12 protein-coding genes are annotated in these 15,762 nt (G+C 43.9%); 11 read left to right on the top strand and 1 reads right to left on the bottom strand.

Annotated features, from left to right (window positions below; all coding sequences use genetic code 11):
• Positions 1–48 precede the first annotated feature (48 nt).
• The 10 genes from HWV58_RS03075 to HWV58_RS03030 all read left to right on the top strand — a co-directional run bounded on the left by HWV58_RS03075 (position 49) and on the right by HWV58_RS03030 (position 13,507).
• Entirely contained in the window at positions 49–1,464 is a 1,416-nt protein-coding gene (locus tag HWV58_RS03075; protein ID WP_175632651.1) for a glycoside hydrolase family 28 protein, read from the top strand.
• 195 nt (positions 1,465–1,659) lie between these two features.
• Positions 1,660–1,998 carry a hypothetical protein gene (locus HWV58_RS03070; protein ID WP_175632650.1) on the top strand — a complete coding sequence of 113 codons (339 nt, stop codon included), beginning with the start codon at positions 1,660–1,662 and terminating at the stop codon, positions 1,996–1,998.
• A gap of 40 nt (positions 1,999–2,038) precedes the next feature.
• Positions 2,039–3,214 carry a mannonate dehydratase gene (gene uxuA, locus HWV58_RS03065; protein ID WP_175632649.1) on the top strand — a complete coding sequence of 392 codons (1,176 nt, stop codon included), beginning with the start codon at positions 2,039–2,041 and terminating at the stop codon, positions 3,212–3,214.
• A 24-nt stretch (positions 3,215–3,238) separates the two neighbouring features.
• Positions 3,239–4,267 (top strand): LacI family DNA-binding transcriptional regulator, encoded by a 1,029-nt coding sequence (locus tag HWV58_RS03060; protein ID WP_175632648.1) that lies wholly within the window; start codon positions 3,239–3,241, stop codon positions 4,265–4,267.
• A 326-nt stretch (positions 4,268–4,593) separates the two neighbouring features.
• The gene (locus HWV58_RS03055) at positions 4,594–7,323 is read left to right on the top strand and encodes a GH116 family glycosyl hydrolase (protein ID WP_175632647.1); all 2,730 of its coding nucleotides are present in this window, start codon (positions 4,594–4,596) and stop codon (positions 7,321–7,323) included.
• Between the two features lies 1 nt (position 7,324).
• Positions 7,325–7,906, top strand: coding sequence for a hypothetical protein (locus tag HWV58_RS03050; protein WP_175632646.1), 582 nt, complete (start codon positions 7,325–7,327; stop codon positions 7,904–7,906).
• Between the two features lie 313 nt (positions 7,907–8,219).
• On the top strand, positions 8,220–8,741 hold the full coding sequence (locus HWV58_RS03045; protein WP_175632645.1) for a contractile injection system tape measure protein: 522 nt from the start codon (positions 8,220–8,222) through the stop codon (positions 8,739–8,741).
• A gap of 68 nt (positions 8,742–8,809) precedes the next feature.
• Positions 8,810–9,322 carry a leucine-rich repeat domain-containing protein gene (locus HWV58_RS03040; protein ID WP_175632644.1) on the top strand — a complete coding sequence of 171 codons (513 nt, stop codon included), beginning with the start codon at positions 8,810–8,812 and terminating at the stop codon, positions 9,320–9,322.
• 501 nt (positions 9,323–9,823) lie between these two features.
• A complete protein-coding gene (locus HWV58_RS03035) occupies positions 9,824–11,275 on the top strand; it encodes a sulfatase-like hydrolase/transferase (RefSeq protein ID WP_175632643.1) in 1,452 nt (483 codons plus the stop codon).
• A 9-nt stretch (positions 11,276–11,284) separates the two neighbouring features.
• On the top strand, positions 11,285–13,507 hold the full coding sequence (locus HWV58_RS03030; RefSeq protein ID WP_175632642.1) for a glycosyl hydrolase family 95 catalytic domain-containing protein: 2,223 nt from the start codon (positions 11,285–11,287) through the stop codon (positions 13,505–13,507).
• 10 nt (positions 13,508–13,517) lie between these two features.
• On the opposite strand, the gene phnA is transcribed toward HWV58_RS03030, so the two are convergent.
• Positions 13,518–14,789 carry a phosphonoacetate hydrolase gene (phnA, locus tag HWV58_RS03025; RefSeq protein ID WP_217706935.1) on the bottom strand — a complete coding sequence of 424 codons (1,272 nt, stop codon included), beginning with the start codon at positions 14,787–14,789 and terminating at the stop codon, positions 13,518–13,520.
• Between the two features lie 308 nt (positions 14,790–15,097).
• Between phnA and HWV58_RS03020 the strand changes: the two genes are divergently transcribed.
• Complete coding sequence (locus tag HWV58_RS03020; RefSeq protein ID WP_175632641.1) at positions 15,098–15,691, top strand: RNA polymerase sigma factor; 594 nt, start codon at positions 15,098–15,100, stop codon at positions 15,689–15,691.
• The last annotated feature ends 71 nt before the right edge of the window (positions 15,692–15,762 follow it).

Below are 15,762 nucleotides of genomic sequence, written 5' to 3'. Positions count from 1 at the left end.
ATCACCAGCCAGCAGTCATTTTAGGAAGTAAAAATCAATTCAACAATAATGAAAATTAAAGTATTCATTGCGCTTGCCCTCTTGTTTTCGATTCGGGTAGTTGCACAGCAAAGTTATAATATTAAAAAGTTTGGTGCCCTTGGCGATGGAAAAACAAATGATGCCATGGCCATTCAGAAGGCAATTAATGCCTGTAATGCTGCAGGTGGCGGACAGGTAGTTGTTCCTGCCGGGCATGTGTTTTTAAGCGGCCCTTTCGATCTAAAATCCTTTGTTGAACTGCGGGTTGAAGGCGGCGCAAAAATTTTAGCAAGCCCTGATGAAAGCCTCTATACCAAAAGTGCCTTCCGCGAAAACAAGGGAGAAGGAACCATTTGGATTGGTGGCGAAAAACTAGAGCAGGTAAGCATTACCGGCAGTGGTGTAATTGATGGCAACGGAATTTTTTTTATGGGCGAAGAACTGAGCGATTCTTACGTATTGAAACCCTTTAATGTTGTAGACCCGCGCCCGCACCTGCTCACTTTAACCGATTGTAAAAAGCTGAATATAGACGGGGTTACTTTTCAAAATTCGGCCTATTGGACCGTGCATCTGGTAGGTTGCAACGATGTTTCCATTTCGAACATTACCTTGTTAAACAGCATCAAAATAAGAAACAGTGATGGTATTGATTTAGACCACAGCAAAAATGTACGGATCAATAACTGTTATATCGAATCGGGCGATGATTGCATCTGCCTTAAAAACCGCCGCGAATATGCAGAATATGGTGCCTGCGAAAATATTGTGATTAGCAACTGCACCATGACTTCGAGCTCTTGTGCCATTAAAATCGGCTCTGAAAATATGGACCGAATCAGTCACGTACTCATCAATAACTGCAATATCCGCAACAGCAACCGGGGGCTGGGTATCCAAAACCGCGATGAAGGAACAGTAAGTGATGTGGTTTTCTCAAATATCCTGGTCGAATCGAAGCTTTTTACCGATGTGTGGTGGGGCAAAGCAGAACCCATCTACATCACAGCTTATCCACGCGCTACTGCCAACAACAAAGATGCGGGCTGGCGTTTACCGAAGGGGGAAACCAAAGGTAAGGTAGGAGCAGTTACCAATATCTATTTCAGTAATATCCGTTGTACAGGCGAAAGTGGCGTTTATATCAGTGGCGAAAACAAGGACAAGATTTCGAACATTTATTTCGATCAGGTAAGTGTGCTCCTGAATAAAACCACTAAGGAAACTGGCGGAGTGTACGATCGGCGGCCGAGCAATGTAGAGGGGCTGGTAAAGAGCGCAATAGCTGGCTTTTACTTCGAAAATACCGGATATGTGAGTTTAATGAACAGTTCGGTAACCTGGGGTGCAAATAAACCTGCTTATGCCGGTAAAGCGATCGAACAGAAAAACACCACAGCAACCCGGGTGGTGAATTTCCAGGAAAATAAAAAAGCGCAGTAATTTGCTTTGGTAAAGAAAAAGTGACAGAAGGGGTGTTGATTTACTTAAACGCTTTAGTAAGTATTTAATCGAATAACTTAAACGTTTACGCAAATAAATAGCAGGATATTGGATTTAACAACCCGATTTTTTTAACAACTTAGCCTAACAGTAATGCGGTTTTAACTGTTTCTACTGTGTATTTATAGGTTTGAGATGAAAAAAAGTATAAACGTGTTGGTCGATTTATTTGGGCAGTCGATTATTGAACTGCCGGTTACCTACACCATTAGCACAGATGAAGCCAGACCCGCCGAAGCAATGGTGAGCTGCAAAATTACACTGGCCGATGACGATATTCCCGGCTGGCTTTATTCCAGGAATTTCAGTTTCTTTTTCTCCCAAACCAATAGCGCCAAAGCCTCTACACTCTCCGTTTGCCGTGCTGCCGGAAAACAAAATGTCTACTACGAACAAATGCTCAATGTAGTTTCCGATTATATCTGGTTAAAGGAATTTTATTCCGAAAAACAGAAAAGCGAAGTAATCTACTAAAACAGGCAAAAGGATGCGTTAACCCGCCATCGAAATTGATATGACAACCCAATATAAAAAATTAGAACAAACCTGGCGCTGGTATGGGCCCAACGATCCGGTAAGCCTGCAAGATGTTAAACAAGCTGGCGCTACAGGCATAGTTACAGCCTTGCACCATGTTCCGCATGGCGAAGTATGGACTGTGGCCGATATTATGGAACGCAAATCGATTATCGAAACTGCAGGCCTGACCTGGTCGGTAGTTGAGAGCGTTCCGGTACACGAAGCCATTAAAACCCGCAGGGCAGATGCCGGTAAGTATATCGAAAACTATAAAATTTCGCTTCAGAACCTGGCTGCTTGTGGCTTAAAAACCATCTGTTATAACTTTATGCCAGTGTTAGACTGGACCCGTACGCAACTCGATCTCGAAATGACCGATGGTTCGAAAGCACTGTATTTTAACTGGATAGACCTGGCCATTTTTGACCTGTATATACTCAAAAGACCAGATGCTGAAGCCGATTACCCCGCTTCGGTTTTAACGCGTGCAGAAGAACGTTTCGGTACACTCGATCAGCAGGCACTGGATGCACTGCGCGTTAACGTGCTGATGGGCATCCCGAATGAAAAGGAGATCGAACTCGAAACCCTGCAAAATAGTATTCAGGAGTATCAGGCCATAGGCTTTGATGGCTTAAGGGCCAATTTGGTGTATTTCCTTTCGGCTATTGCCGGGGTTTGCGAAAAGGAAGGGATTAAAATGACCATCCATCCCGATGATCCGCCATATCCCATTTTGGGTTTGCCCCGAATTGCCAGCACAGCCGATGATTTCGAATTTATATTAAAAAGTGTGGACCAGCCTTTCAACGGCGTGTGCTTTTGTACAGGCTCGCTGGGGGCAGGGGTAGACAATAATGTGCTCGAAATTTTTAATGTGGTAAAATCGCGTACATACTTTGCACACCTCAGAAATGTAACCAAAGATAGCGACGGCAGTTTTTACGAGGCCGATCATTTGGGAGGTGATGTAAATATGTACGAAATCATGAAAGCTTTATCGGAAGAAAATGCCTTAAGAGATACTGCCATTCCTTTCAGGCCCGACCACGGTCACCAGATGCTCGATGACCTGGGCAAACAGAGCAATCCGGGTTATTCTGCCATTGGCAGGTTAAGAGGACTTGCCGAGCTTCGCGGCCTCGAGGTGGGCGTAACCGGAAACTATTAAGGAGCCAATCATCATTCATCGTCTATGCAGCAAAAGATATCGATAAAAGACATTGCAAATCATGTTGGAACATCCATTACAGCAGTATCTTTTGTAATTAATGGTAAGGCCAAAGAGAAGCACATCAGCGATAAATTGGCTGCAAGAATACGGAAGGCGATAGATGAACTGGGTTATCAGCCCAATTTACTCGCCCGGAGTTTAAGAACCGGAAAGTCGAACATTATCGGCTTTCTGGTTGATGATATATCTAAACCATTTTTCTCAGGCCTGGCCAGGGCCATAGATGAAAAGGCGGCCGTTCATGGTTATAAAATTATCTTTAGCAGTACAGGGACCGACCGTGAAAGAACAAACGAGATCCTGAATATTTACCAGGAAAGACGGGTTGATGCTTATGTTGCCGCCCTTGCGGAGGGCCTGGAGGCCGAAATAGGCGGGCTTATTGGTGGGGAAACCCCTATCGTCCTTTTCGACCGTTACCTGCCCGGACTTGATGCAGATTACGTATTGACCGATAATTTTTGGTCGACTGCTGCCGCTACACAGCACCTGATTGATAATGGCTTCGAAAAAATTGGCTTCATTACCATCGATACCCAGCAACAACAAATGCTCGATCGCCTGCGCGGTTACAGTGAAGTTTTGGATAGTACCGGAAAGGTACAGGAGGTGCTAAAAATCAAATACCAGGATTCGGAAGGTGCTACCCAACTAATTAAAGCCTTTTTACAAAACCACCCGCATTTAGATGCCGTAATTTTTGCAGCCAATTACCTCACTATGGATGGACTGAAATTATCGCGCACCGGTGATGAGGCGCTGCTTCAAACCAAAGGTGTAATCTCTTTTGATGATTTCGAATTGCTTGAGTTTATCAGGCCATCTATTACCGCCGTAGAACAACCCATTGAAGCGATTGCCGAAAATATTATTCAGCTCCTGCTTAAAAAACTAGCCGGCGGGGCCAGCAGTAAAGCAGCCAAACCTGTTGTAATTAACCTGCAGGCCAAATTAAATGTACGGCAATCAAGCAAGCCTTTAAATACGTAATGCTGTTCTTCATTAATTAGCGATCTTGCTTCCTTAAAATTTAGCCAGCTTCAATTTAACAATCCATTGCGCCTGCATTAAAGGATTTTGCTATACTATTAAGCTAATTTGTCAAACAAAAGATTTCTCGGCAGAGATCATTACCTTTAATTGTGGGGCGATGATCGAATGTGCTCTCTAATCACCATCATCCCGAATTAAATTTTAACCAAATAGAAAGATTTAGCATCCGCATTTAACCAAAGCCTGTTTAGGTTTTAGTGTTGGGTTGCCGGATATTGGGGCGTATTTTGTGCGTCTCCGGTGCTGCAAAGCAAGATAATCACATGGAAGAACAATCATCCGGACGCCGCGCGTTCATTAAAAAAGCTGGTATACTGGGCATAGGGATCATGGCTGCCAGATTTCCGGTGTGGGGCAACAGCACCTTTGCCGCAGGCTATCCCAAACACAATATTCCGGAAGAAAAAAATATTGATCCCAAATGGCTGGCTTCATTGTACAAAAGGGGCACAGCTACTGCCTATAGAAAAAGCAGGAATGAGCTGCGATATATCGGTATGCCCGTGGGTGGTTTGCATGCCGGTACAGTGTACGTTGGCGGCGACGGACGTTTATGGCTTTGGCAGATCTACAACGAAACGTTTGAGGGCGCACAGGAAGGAATAGAACCCAAAATTGTAAACTGGAACGATGGTGCTACTGTGCGTAAAATAAGGCCCAGAGATGGTTCAGCTTATATAGAACCCGCTATTGCCGATAATAAACGGATCCTCGAACAGGGTTTTGCGCTTAAAACGGTTATTGCAGGCAAAACCATTATTAAAGAATTGAATGCCGACCATTGGGATGAAGTGGTGTTTTCGGGTTCCTATCCGGTTGCCGATATCGTGTACACCAGCAAAGATTTTCCTTTAGAAGCGAGGTTGAAAGTTTATGCTCCTTTTATTCCGCTTGATGCAGAGAAATCTGCACTACCATCAACCATATTGCGTGTTGAGGTGCTGAATAAAGGTGCTAAAGCACTTCCGGTTGATTTGATTGGCTGGATGGAAAACGGTGTAAATAAAATTAGTGGCAAGCCAGGCTCGGGCAGTAAAACCAATACCGTAAATGCAGGAACTGCATCGGTTGATATTGTTTCGGCTTTTGTAACTACAGATGCCAATCAAATCAATGCCAGCGATCATGGCAGCATGTGTTTTACCTATCATGGTAAGAATGGTAAAGCCAATCCGGCGCTCGATCCATGGCCTGTTGAAACTGCCGGTTTTAATCCCTCGCAAGCAGTTACTGCAAAGGTTGATGGAGATGAAAAGCTCGTAGGAGGGATTATTGTATCGCAGCAACTATTGCCCGGAAAAACCATGCAGGCAGATTATTCGGTAAGCTGGCATTTTAATAACGTTAATCCGAAGCTTAAAAAACTGGTGAAGGATGCAGAACAAGGCTATTATTACGCCAGTCGCTTTAAGGATGCAAAAGCCGTTTCCGGTTTTATCAAAAGCAATTTTAATGAGCTTACAGCCAGTACCGAACTTTGGAGCAATACCTGGAAAACATCAACATTGCCACACTGGTTTTTAGAGCGTACTTTTCTAAACATTGGCACACGGGCAACCGCCAATACCTACCGTTTTGCCAGCGGCCGTTTCTGGAGCTGGGAGGGGGTGGGTGCCTGTGCGGGGACTTGTACACATGTATGGCAATATGCACAGGCGATGGCCAGGATCTTTCCGGCAATCGAACGCGATTTGCGCGAAAGGGTAGATCTGGGTGTAGGTTTCGTAAAAGACACTGGTGCCATTATTTTCAGGGGGGAGAACGAAACACGCCCTGCAATTGACGGACAGGCAGGTACGATTTTACGTTTCTACCGCGAACACCAGATGAGCCGAGATAGTACCTTCTTAAAAGCTAATTGGACAAAAATAAAGCTGGCTGTACAGTTTATGCTGGCACAGGATAAAAACGGCGATGGTATGACCGATACCCCAATGGAAAATACACTGGATGCGGTATGGGAAGGGGAAATTGCCTGGATCGTTGGTTTGTGTATTGCTGCGGCCAGTGCTGCCGGGGCCATGGCTACCGAAGCCGGCGATACAGCCTTTGCCGCAATATGCAAAGACTATGTAGCCAGGGGTAAGCAGAATATGGAACGCGAGCTGTTTAACGGCGAATATTTTATCCACAGGCCTGATGCCGTACAGGGCAGGAAAAAACTAGGCTCCTATAATACCTGCCATATCGATCAGGTATATGGGCAGAGCTGGGCTTTTCAGGTTGGGCTTCCGCGGGTACTGGATGAAAAGAAGACGCTGAGCGCACTTAAGTCGCTCTGGAAATACAATTTTACCATGGATGTTGGCCCTTACATTAAAACCCATGTTGGCGGCCGGCCCTATGCGCTGAGCGGAGAGGGCGGTATGGTTATGAATACCAATCCGCATAATGAAGAAGCGCCTTTTGGCGAAGATGTGAGCTGGCAGCTCGGCTATTTTCATGAGTGTATGAGCGGGTTCGAACATCAGGTGGCTGCCCATATGATGGCTGAAGGTATGCATGCAGAAAGCCTTATCCTCACCAACAGGATTCACGACCGCCACCATGCCGCCAAACGTAACCCCTTTAACGAAATTGAGTGCAGCGACCATTACGCCCGTGCCATGGCCAGCTATGGTACCTATCTCAGTGCCTGTGGTTTTAGCTACCATGGCCCGAAAGGCATAATTGGTTTTGGTCCAAAGTGGAATAAAGAAAATTTCGTTGCCGCATTTACCGCAGCTGAAGGATGGGGAACTTATAGCCAGCAATTGCAGGGAGCAACTCAGGTCCATCAGTTACAGTTGAAGTACGGTAGCTTAAGGTTAAATGAAATCAGGTTAGAAAAGATTGCGAAACCGCAGGTAAGGCAGGTTAAAGTTATCCTCATGGGCAAAAACATTAATGCCATTATGACTGCTACCGCGGGGCAGCTGAATATCAGGTTGACGCAGGAAGTGACCGTTCAAAAAGATCAAACACTCGAAATTTCAATTTTTAGCCAGGGATAATATGAATAAGCGTAACAAAATAAAACAGTTGGCTTTATTGGGCTTGCTTAGCTGTGCCATCTGGCTGTCGGCATGTACCCGTACACCGCAAGGTGATAGAAACGAAGGCACTGCAAGCTGGAAAACTGAGTTTAAAAAGAAACTCCCGTTGCTGGGACACCGGAACTGGATTCTGGTTGTAGATAAGGCTTTTCCCTTGCAACAATCTGCAGGGATGGAATATATTTACGCTCCCGAAGGCATGGAAGCCGTATTGAGGGAGGTAATTTCAGGGATCAAATCTTCCGATCACGTGTCGCCCATAATTTACCGCGATAGTGAGCTGGATTATGTGAAACCACTGGTAGGTGCAAAGGCCGATCAGTTAATTAAAGCAACGCAGGCCATACTAAAGGGAACAGCCGTTAACACCATGCTGCACGACTCTGTTTTTAAGCAGCTCGACCGCGAGGCAGGACTTTTTAAGGTTCTGGTGATTAAAACCAACGAAACTGTGCCGTATAGTTCAACCTTTATCAGATTAGATTGTGGTTACTGGAATGCAGCTAAAGAAGCTGAGTTGCGCAGGCAGATGGCGAAGTAAATATAGCCCATGCTAATTTTAATTTCCCAGCTTTTTGAATTGCTGCCAAAACGGTAACCCGCGCTGGCTCTTTTCATTCGATTAATGCCATAACATTTACGGAATTTGAACGGAGTTTGGTCGCTTAATTGCGGCTAAGTTCCGAAGTTAATCCGAACAAACTCCGAAGAAATAGTGTAAAAAGCCAAATTTAAGTGCAAGCGTTGGCCTTAAACGAAATCGTCGGAAAAAGGAGCGTTCCGATTTGATAAATTAGTCAGAAGTTTCCTTATTTTTAATGCAGATCAATCAGGTCTGTAATTTAGCTCCACAGATGTCATTAACGCCCGAAACCCTAGTCGTAAAAAATGCAGGAATAGTCTTGCTGAACAATTATTTGCCCATGCTTTTTGAAAGGCTTGGCTTGCTAACCGAAAACAAGGTTTTCGCCGGTCTTACCAGTCAGTGTAAGGCGGTGCAGTATGCAGAATTTGCGGTTACTGGCTTATCTGCCACTCCCGAAATCATGCTTCAACTCAATAAAGTGCTTTGTGGTTTGCCACTGGCACAACCGGTACCTGAAGAAATTGATATTTCCGAAGATCAGATACAGTTGGTTAACGGTCTGCTCCAGGCAATGATTGGTTATTGGTCGGCTATTGGCAGCAGTTCAATTGATGGTTTCAGGGGTAACTGGCTCGCGCGCGATGGTTTGTTAACTGAGCGGGAAGCACAATGGGAGCTGGTTATAGAAAAGCGCCCCTACGATTTATTGCTGAATCAATCGCCCTTTTCATTTTCAGTGATTAAATACCCCTGGATGCCTAAGCCCCTATACGTAACCTGGCCATACTAAGACTAAAACCTGGGTATGAAAATAGCAGATACCCATCATTTTTAAACAGCAGATTAAATTAAAAAACGATGCGGAAGAAAAAAGCTACCAAATTAAAGGAAGAAGAGTTTTGGTATAATTTCTTTTATTTCAATATTCCCGGTCACATTAACGAAGTACCGGCACGCCTCGAACGGGCCAATTTTAGGCGCTACCACGTAGATGATGAAGAAATTGGGTGGATGATCGAATATGTGCGCAGCATTTACCAGCTTGATCTGGATGGTACTGAAATTACCAATGCAGCGATAGCCTTGTTATGCACTTTGGATGCTGTTAATGAACTCAGGCTTAAAAAGTGTGCTAATATCGATGCGGGCTGTCTGGAAGATTTGCAGCAGATTAAAGACCTTGAGTTGCTACACCTCGGCGGAACCAGTATTGGTGTAGATGAGCTGATCGCAGCCCCACTTAAGTTTAAGAGCTTAAAATTCCTCTTGCTGGATGATGATGAACTCAATGAAGAAAAACTGCAGGAGCTTTATGTCTCTTTACCAGTTGGCTGCGAGCTTAATGTTAACCACAAGGTTTATCCGTTTTAGATTGTTGCGCTTAATTTTTTGCCATATAAGACATATAAGGGCATTTAAGGGAGATTGCCCATTGGCACGGGGCCAGTGCCGATACAGCATTTGTTCAGCTTGCCATTACCGGACGTGAGAAAGGTCCAACAGTTTGGCTGGAGGCCGTTAGCGACCAGGATTATTTAGCAAAGGGAATTAAAAACTAATTCTCCTTGCTTCACTCAATCGTCATGCTGAACTTGTTTCGGCGCCTCATTAATTAAGCTGCGCTGAAATAAACCCATAACTTATCGGATCAGGGTGATAACTACAGGTTAAAATAAGTGTGGGAGATTTTCTAAAAGTATATCCTTAATCCAGCTTAGTTTATTTCATGGCTTAAGTGGCTTGCTATTGCGGTATGGTGATACAGTTTAGCGTTGTTAAAATTGCGCAATTGTTTGCTTAAATGATTGAATATTAAAAAGGAAAACACCGGTATATTTACAATAAACCAAGTATTATTACCATCCTTAAAAAATGAAGGCTTTTATTGTTAAACCACTTTTTACCTGTCTGCTTTTTATATCGCTGGCAGTTAGTGCACAGCAACAGCTAAAACCTCATAACGTTCTTTTCATTTTAACAGACGATCAGCGTTTCAATACGATTGCTGCACTTAATAATAGCGAAATACAAACGCCCAATACTGATAAGCTGGTAAAAAGTGGAACTACCTTTACCCAGGCACATATCATGGGCTCATTAGGCGGGGCTGTTTGCGCACCCAGCAGAGCCATGTTACTTACCGGAAGGTCGGTATTTAAAGTGCATCAGGATGGAGGTTATATACCCGCCAGCGAGAAAACATTTCCAGAAGTATTTAAGGAGAATGGTTACCGCACCTTTGCAACCGGTAAATGGCACAGCGATTATTTATCTTTTAACCGTTCCTTTTCAACAGGAGATCATATATTTTTTGGTGGCATGCACACCGAAAAGGAAGGCGGGCACTGGAGCCCTAAAATAAACCATTACGATCCCACTGGCCAATATAAAAATAGTTTCCACGCCAATAAATTTTCTTCCGAAAGCTATGCAGATGCTGCAGTTAGTTTTCTGGAGCAGCCACACAATGCACCTTTTCTCATGTATGTGGCATTTACAGCACCGCATGATCCGAGAACCCCGCCTGAAAAATACCTTTCCCTGTATAATAAAAAAGAAATTGCCTTACCAGGTAATTTTCTTTCCGAACATACATTTGATAACGGAGAGTTAAAAGTGCGCGATGAGCAGCTATTGGTAACTCCCCGCAACTCCGATTGTGTGAAGGCCGAAATAGCCAAGTATTATGCTATGATCACGGAAGTAGACAACGAGATCGGGAGAATATTAGCAGCACTTCGTAAAAGCGGCCAATATGAAAACACGATTATTGTGCTTGCCGGCGATAATGGCCTGGCTGTAGGGCAGCATGGGTTATTGGGCAAACAAAATCTTTACGATCACTCCATGCGCATACCGCTTATTTTTAGTGGTCCGGGTATTCCGGTTAACAAACAAACCGATGCCTACTGCTATTTAACAGATGTTTTTGCTACACTTTGCAAGCTGAACAAACTCCCGGTTCCTGCAACCGTAAGCGGCCTTTCATTAAATGAAGCCTTTACCCAGAAGAAATTTCATGGCCGCGACCATTTATTTACTACCTATTCGAACCTCCAGCGTGCTGTAGTAAAAGACAATATGAAGCTCATACTGTATAATGTTAACGGGAATCATCCCGTACAGCTTTTCGATCTGGCAAAAGATCCTTTGGAAATGAATAATCTTGCCAATAAGGCTGATAAACAGGCAACGGTAAAGTCGCTAAAGAATTTGCTTTATCGCGATATGCAGTTATACGGCGATTTTTGCGACCTCAGCAAAGAAAACTGGGGCTACGGCGGACGTTTAGAATTTAAAGATGCAGTACGCATCAATCCTTAAAAATAATCAATGAAAAAATTAAAGCATTGCGTGCTGTTCATGCTATTTGCACTCCTGTTTCAAACCGGCTTTGCACAAACCAACACTGCTATAAACTGGCAGAAATTTCTTTCCAGGAACGATATGGTTTATAACAGCCTAAGCACTAAATGGGAAGAAGGCATTTTTACCGGCAATGGTTTACTTGGCGCTATGCTGTACATGAAAGATAGCAATGCCCTGCGTCTGGAGGTTGGCCGTACCGATGTAACAGACGATAGGCCAGGCTCGCCCATATTTGAAAAGGCACGTTTACCTATCGGACATTTTGAACTCAGGCCGGAAGGGAAGATTTTAAAGAACAGCGCAAGGCTTGATTTATGGAATGCCGAAGCCAGTGGTACAATAGTAACCGATAAAGGAACCATCAGCTGGCGAACCCTTACACTTTCACAAAGCAATGTAATTGTTTTCGAAACCAATGTGAGTGCAGGCGAAGCAAAATTTCAGTGGCAGTTTTACCCCGAAGTTTCCATTAGTAGCCGTACAAAATACAGGGGTATTCCCGAAGGATATTCAGCTAACCCACCTGCTGTGCGTGCAAATACAGGAGCCGTTGAATACAGCAAACAGCCTATGCTTGCCGGCGGCGATTATACTACTGCCTGGGTGGCAAATCAGAGAGCGAACAGCAGGATCTATTTCCTGTCAGTTGCCATTAACAGAAAACAATCTGCCGCTACTCAAGCGGTGCAACTGGTAAGTAAGGCAGCAAAAGATAACCTGCAACAATTAATCAATGTACACAGGCAATGGTGGCATAGCTATTATCCGCATAGTTTTATATCGCTGCCCGATGCGAGAATGGAAAGCTTTTATTGGATACAACAATATAAACTGGCTTCAGGTACAAGAGCCGGAAAACCGGCATTGGATTTAATGGGCCCCTGGTTTCGTGATACACCATGGCCGGCTTACTGGTTTAACCTCAATATCCAGTTAACCTATTCGCCGCTTTATGCAGCCAACAGACTTAATTTAGCCGGAGGGCTTGTAAAGCTGATTGATAATGGTAAAGCAAACCTAAGTAAGAATGTGCCTGCTGCCTATCAATACAATGCACTGGCTTTAGGGCGCACGGGTGCAGCCGATTTGTTCAGCCCGGTAAAAGTTACAGGGGCTAACGATGCCGGAGTAGCAGAGGCCGATCTCGAAATGGGAAACCTTACCTGGTGCCTGTATTATTATTGGTTGCAGTATCGCTATACGATGGATGAAAGCATTAAAGCAAGGCTTTTTCCCTTGCTGAAAGGAAGTATCAATTACTACCTGGATGTAATGGTGAAAGAAGAAGACGGTAAATGGCATCTGCCGCGAACCTATTCGCCCGAATATCCGGGAGGGATTACCCGCGATTGCAATTACGACCTGTCTCTGCTGCGCTGGGGTTGCCAAACCTTGCTGGCCATTAACCCTAAGGATGAGCTTGCCATGAAGTGGAAAGACGTTTTAACCAACATAACCCCTTACCCTAAAGATGAAAATGGTTTGCGTATCGGTCGCGATGTGCCATTCGGGCAGTCGCACAGGCATTATTCACACCTGCTGATGATTTACCCGCTGTACACCATGAATTGGGATCAGCCCGAAAGCCGTCAATTGATCACACAATCGTTAACGCACTGGCACAGTTTCAAAGGTGCCTTGCAGGGATATTCGTTTACCGGTGGTGCGTCGATGTACGCCATGATGGGGAACGGCGATAAAGCTTTAGCTTATTTGAATCAGCTGTTTGATCAGTTTATTAAACCAAATACCTTGTATTTAGAATCAGGCCCTGTAATTGAAACACCGCTTGCAGCAGCTACTTCTATACAAGAATTACTGTTGCAAAGCTGGGGCGATAAGATCAGGGTATTCCCTGCTGTTCCGGCTGCCTGGACGGACTTGTCGTTCGAAAATTTAAGAGCCGAAGGCGCATTTTTAATTAGCGCTGTAAGGAAAGATGGTGAAACAAAATGGGTGCGGATAAAGAGTCTGGCCGGCGAACCTTGTATTATCCAGCCCGGCATAAACGGAAAAGTACTGGTAAAGGGTAAAGCTCAACTAAAGGATTTGGGGAACGGCCTTTATTCAGTTCAGCTGAAGAAAAATGAAGAAGTTGTGCTCTGCAAAAACGAGGCTGCACTATTGTTAAAAGCCGGTGCCGTTAGCCAGGATGGACGAAACAACTACTGGGGGAATAAAAACTAAATACTGGCAGTTACAGCGGTTTTTCTGCATGCGTACCATTAATGGCAAAATCGAATATATCGAAATTGCGGGGATCGCCTTGTGCTTTCATTTTGTAAACGGCGTTTAAGGGATGCGAAATAACCATTGGTACCATTTCCTCATATCTGCCGCCATGCGAGCGTAATGTTCCGTCTAAGGCAGTAAGGTCGTGGTGGGCCGCTGTTTTTCCTACCACCACATCTCGCGCTGACAATACAAAAAGATCACCCGTACGATCGGCAGGTTGTTCGAGTATACGGCAGCCCGCTTCTTTATCGTATGCCTCGGTAATGCCCTTTTGCAGGGCCAGCCAGTTTCTTACTTCGGTTATTTTACTTTTGTCGTCTACGTAAATAACGGCATAAGAGCCCAGTGCCCCATGGTGTTTTACATAAGGATCGGTTATTGGGCAAATTACCCTAAAATCACTTCCAAATTTTGCAGTAAGCATGGTTTCAATAAACAACACATTGGGCGATCCATCTGCTTTAACTTTCGCATTCATACCATGATCAGCAGTAGCGGCAATTATAGCGCCGAGTTTGAGCATTTTTCCCAGTTCAACATCCTGGGCTTGGTAAAAAGCTAATGATTGTTCAGTATCAGGCGCGTAAGTATGTTGCATGTAATCGGTTAGCGATAGGTATAAAAAATCGGCCATGCCATTTGCTATTAGCGCAACCCCAGCCCGAAGTACAAACAAACTTGCCTCGGCGCTGTAAATAGCAGGCGTTTTATATCCAACCAGCTGTTCTGCATTTTCGATGCCATGCGTATCCTGTTTGGTCTGATTAGCCTTTTCGGCAGAGAATGCAATACCGCTTAGTTTATACGATAAAATATCCCTGAGCTTCTCTTTGGCCGTAACCACTGCAACCTTACGCCCGGCACTTGCTGCTGCGGCGAGTAAAGTATCGGCCCTGAGGTAGGCCGACGAGTTCATCATTACTTCTTCATTGTTGTCGGCATTATAAAAGTAGTTGCCACATATGCCGTGTTCAGCAGGACTTAAGCCGGTAACAATCGAGGTATTGTTTACGTTGGTAAATGAGGGTAGCGCACCACGTACCACACCTCTGTAGCCCTGTGCCACCATCTTTTTAAGGTTAGGCATCCTTTCATGGGCCATGGCGCTGTTCAGGTATTCATCTGCCGAACCATCCATACAAATCACCACAACTGGTTGTGCAGGTGGATTATAGGTTTTGCCATTAACCGAAAAAGGAAGGGTAGAAATGTTGTTCATTTGACTATTGCTCATTACCAAAGGATTTCAATTGGTTATGGCTGGAAGCTGAAGAAGTATCAGCCAGCTGATAACCAAAAGTTAACACATAATTATTTTTATGTAAATAAACAAAGTTTAGTTTTGCTAAACAAAAAATATTTTACTAATTTTAATCTATTCATCCCAATCAAATGCTTTATGAGCAATGCAAATTTTTAATAATGCACTAACCAATATTCCGTATACCCCATTCGATCGAGTTCTATAGCTGATTTTCCAAATAATTATAGTGTATATATATACCCGACAGAAAAAACAATTTAAGCAGCCAATTTAATTCAATGAAAAACTTTGATAAACTTACCGATGCCGATTTAATTATCCTGCTAAAGCAGGGTAACGAGGAGGCATTTGTAGAAATTTATCAGCGCTATTGGGAAATGCTGTTAAATTCGGCTTATCAGCGACTGCGTTCGCGCGAAGATGCAGAAGAAGTAGTTCAGGAAATATTTGTTAACCTCTATTTTCGCCGTACAGATATAGATCCAAAATCGACTTTGGAAGCTTATCTTAAAACGGCACTCAAATTTAAAGTTATAGATACCTATCGCCTACAACAGTTACACTACAGGCATATCGATAATCTGGTTGCTGAAACTGGGCTTTATGCTGCCAGCCCTGAAGATCAATTGGATATTAAAGAATTTAATCACAGTATACTTTCATTGTGCAGAAAATTACCTGAAAAATGCCGCGAAGTATTTATCATGTTCCGCTTTGAAGAACTATCGCATAGAGAAATTGCCGAAAGGGCTGCCATTTCGGTTAGTACAGTAAAAAAACACCTTCACAAAGCAATGCTTTTCCTCAGAGAAGAGCTTAAAGGCAGTAAAACCTTCTTAATCGCTACCTTCCTGTTTCTTTTTTCAAGATAGACTGACTAGGGAAAAATATATTGCTGTAATTCAGTTTGTTGTGTATTATTTTAATTTGGAGTAGAACCTTT

The sequence above is a fragment of the Pedobacter ghigonis genome (genome assembly GCF_903166585.1).
GTDB lineage: Bacteria > Bacteroidota > Bacteroidia > Sphingobacteriales > Sphingobacteriaceae > Pedobacter > Pedobacter ghigonis.
The sequence above is the reverse complement of the archived record's forward strand: the minus strand, read 5'-3'. Positions and strand labels throughout refer to the sequence as shown.

Excerpts from the sequence above, each read along its gene's own strand:
- HWV58_RS03030 (WP_175632642.1), top strand. The coding sequence starts at position 11,285 with ATGAAAAAATTAAAGCATTGCGTGCTGTTCATGCTATTTGCACTCCTG.
- HWV58_RS03050 (WP_175632646.1), top strand. The coding sequence starts at position 7,325 with ATGAATAAGCGTAACAAAATAAAACAGTTGGCTTTATTGGGCTTGCTT.
- HWV58_RS03045 (WP_175632645.1), top strand. The coding sequence starts at position 8,220 with ATGTCATTAACGCCCGAAACCCTAGTCGTAAAAAATGCAGGAATAGTC.
- uxuA (WP_175632649.1), top strand. The coding sequence starts at position 2,039 with ATGACAACCCAATATAAAAAATTAGAACAAACCTGGCGCTGGTATGGG.
- HWV58_RS03040 (WP_175632644.1), top strand. The coding sequence starts at position 8,810 with ATGCGGAAGAAAAAAGCTACCAAATTAAAGGAAGAAGAGTTTTGGTAT.
- phnA (WP_217706935.1), bottom strand. The coding sequence starts at position 14,789 with ATGAGCAATAGTCAAATGAACAACATTTCTACCCTTCCTTTTTCGGTT.
- HWV58_RS03035 (WP_175632643.1), top strand. The coding sequence starts at position 9,824 with ATGAAGGCTTTTATTGTTAAACCACTTTTTACCTGTCTGCTTTTTATA.
- HWV58_RS03070 (WP_175632650.1), top strand. The coding sequence starts at position 1,660 with ATGAAAAAAAGTATAAACGTGTTGGTCGATTTATTTGGGCAGTCGATT.
- HWV58_RS03060 (WP_175632648.1), top strand. The coding sequence starts at position 3,239 with ATGCAGCAAAAGATATCGATAAAAGACATTGCAAATCATGTTGGAACA.
- HWV58_RS03055 (WP_175632647.1), top strand. The coding sequence starts at position 4,594 with ATGGAAGAACAATCATCCGGACGCCGCGCGTTCATTAAAAAAGCTGGT.
- HWV58_RS03020 (WP_175632641.1), top strand. The coding sequence starts at position 15,098 with ATGAAAAACTTTGATAAACTTACCGATGCCGATTTAATTATCCTGCTA.
- HWV58_RS03075 (WP_175632651.1), top strand. The coding sequence starts at position 49 with ATGAAAATTAAAGTATTCATTGCGCTTGCCCTCTTGTTTTCGATTCGG.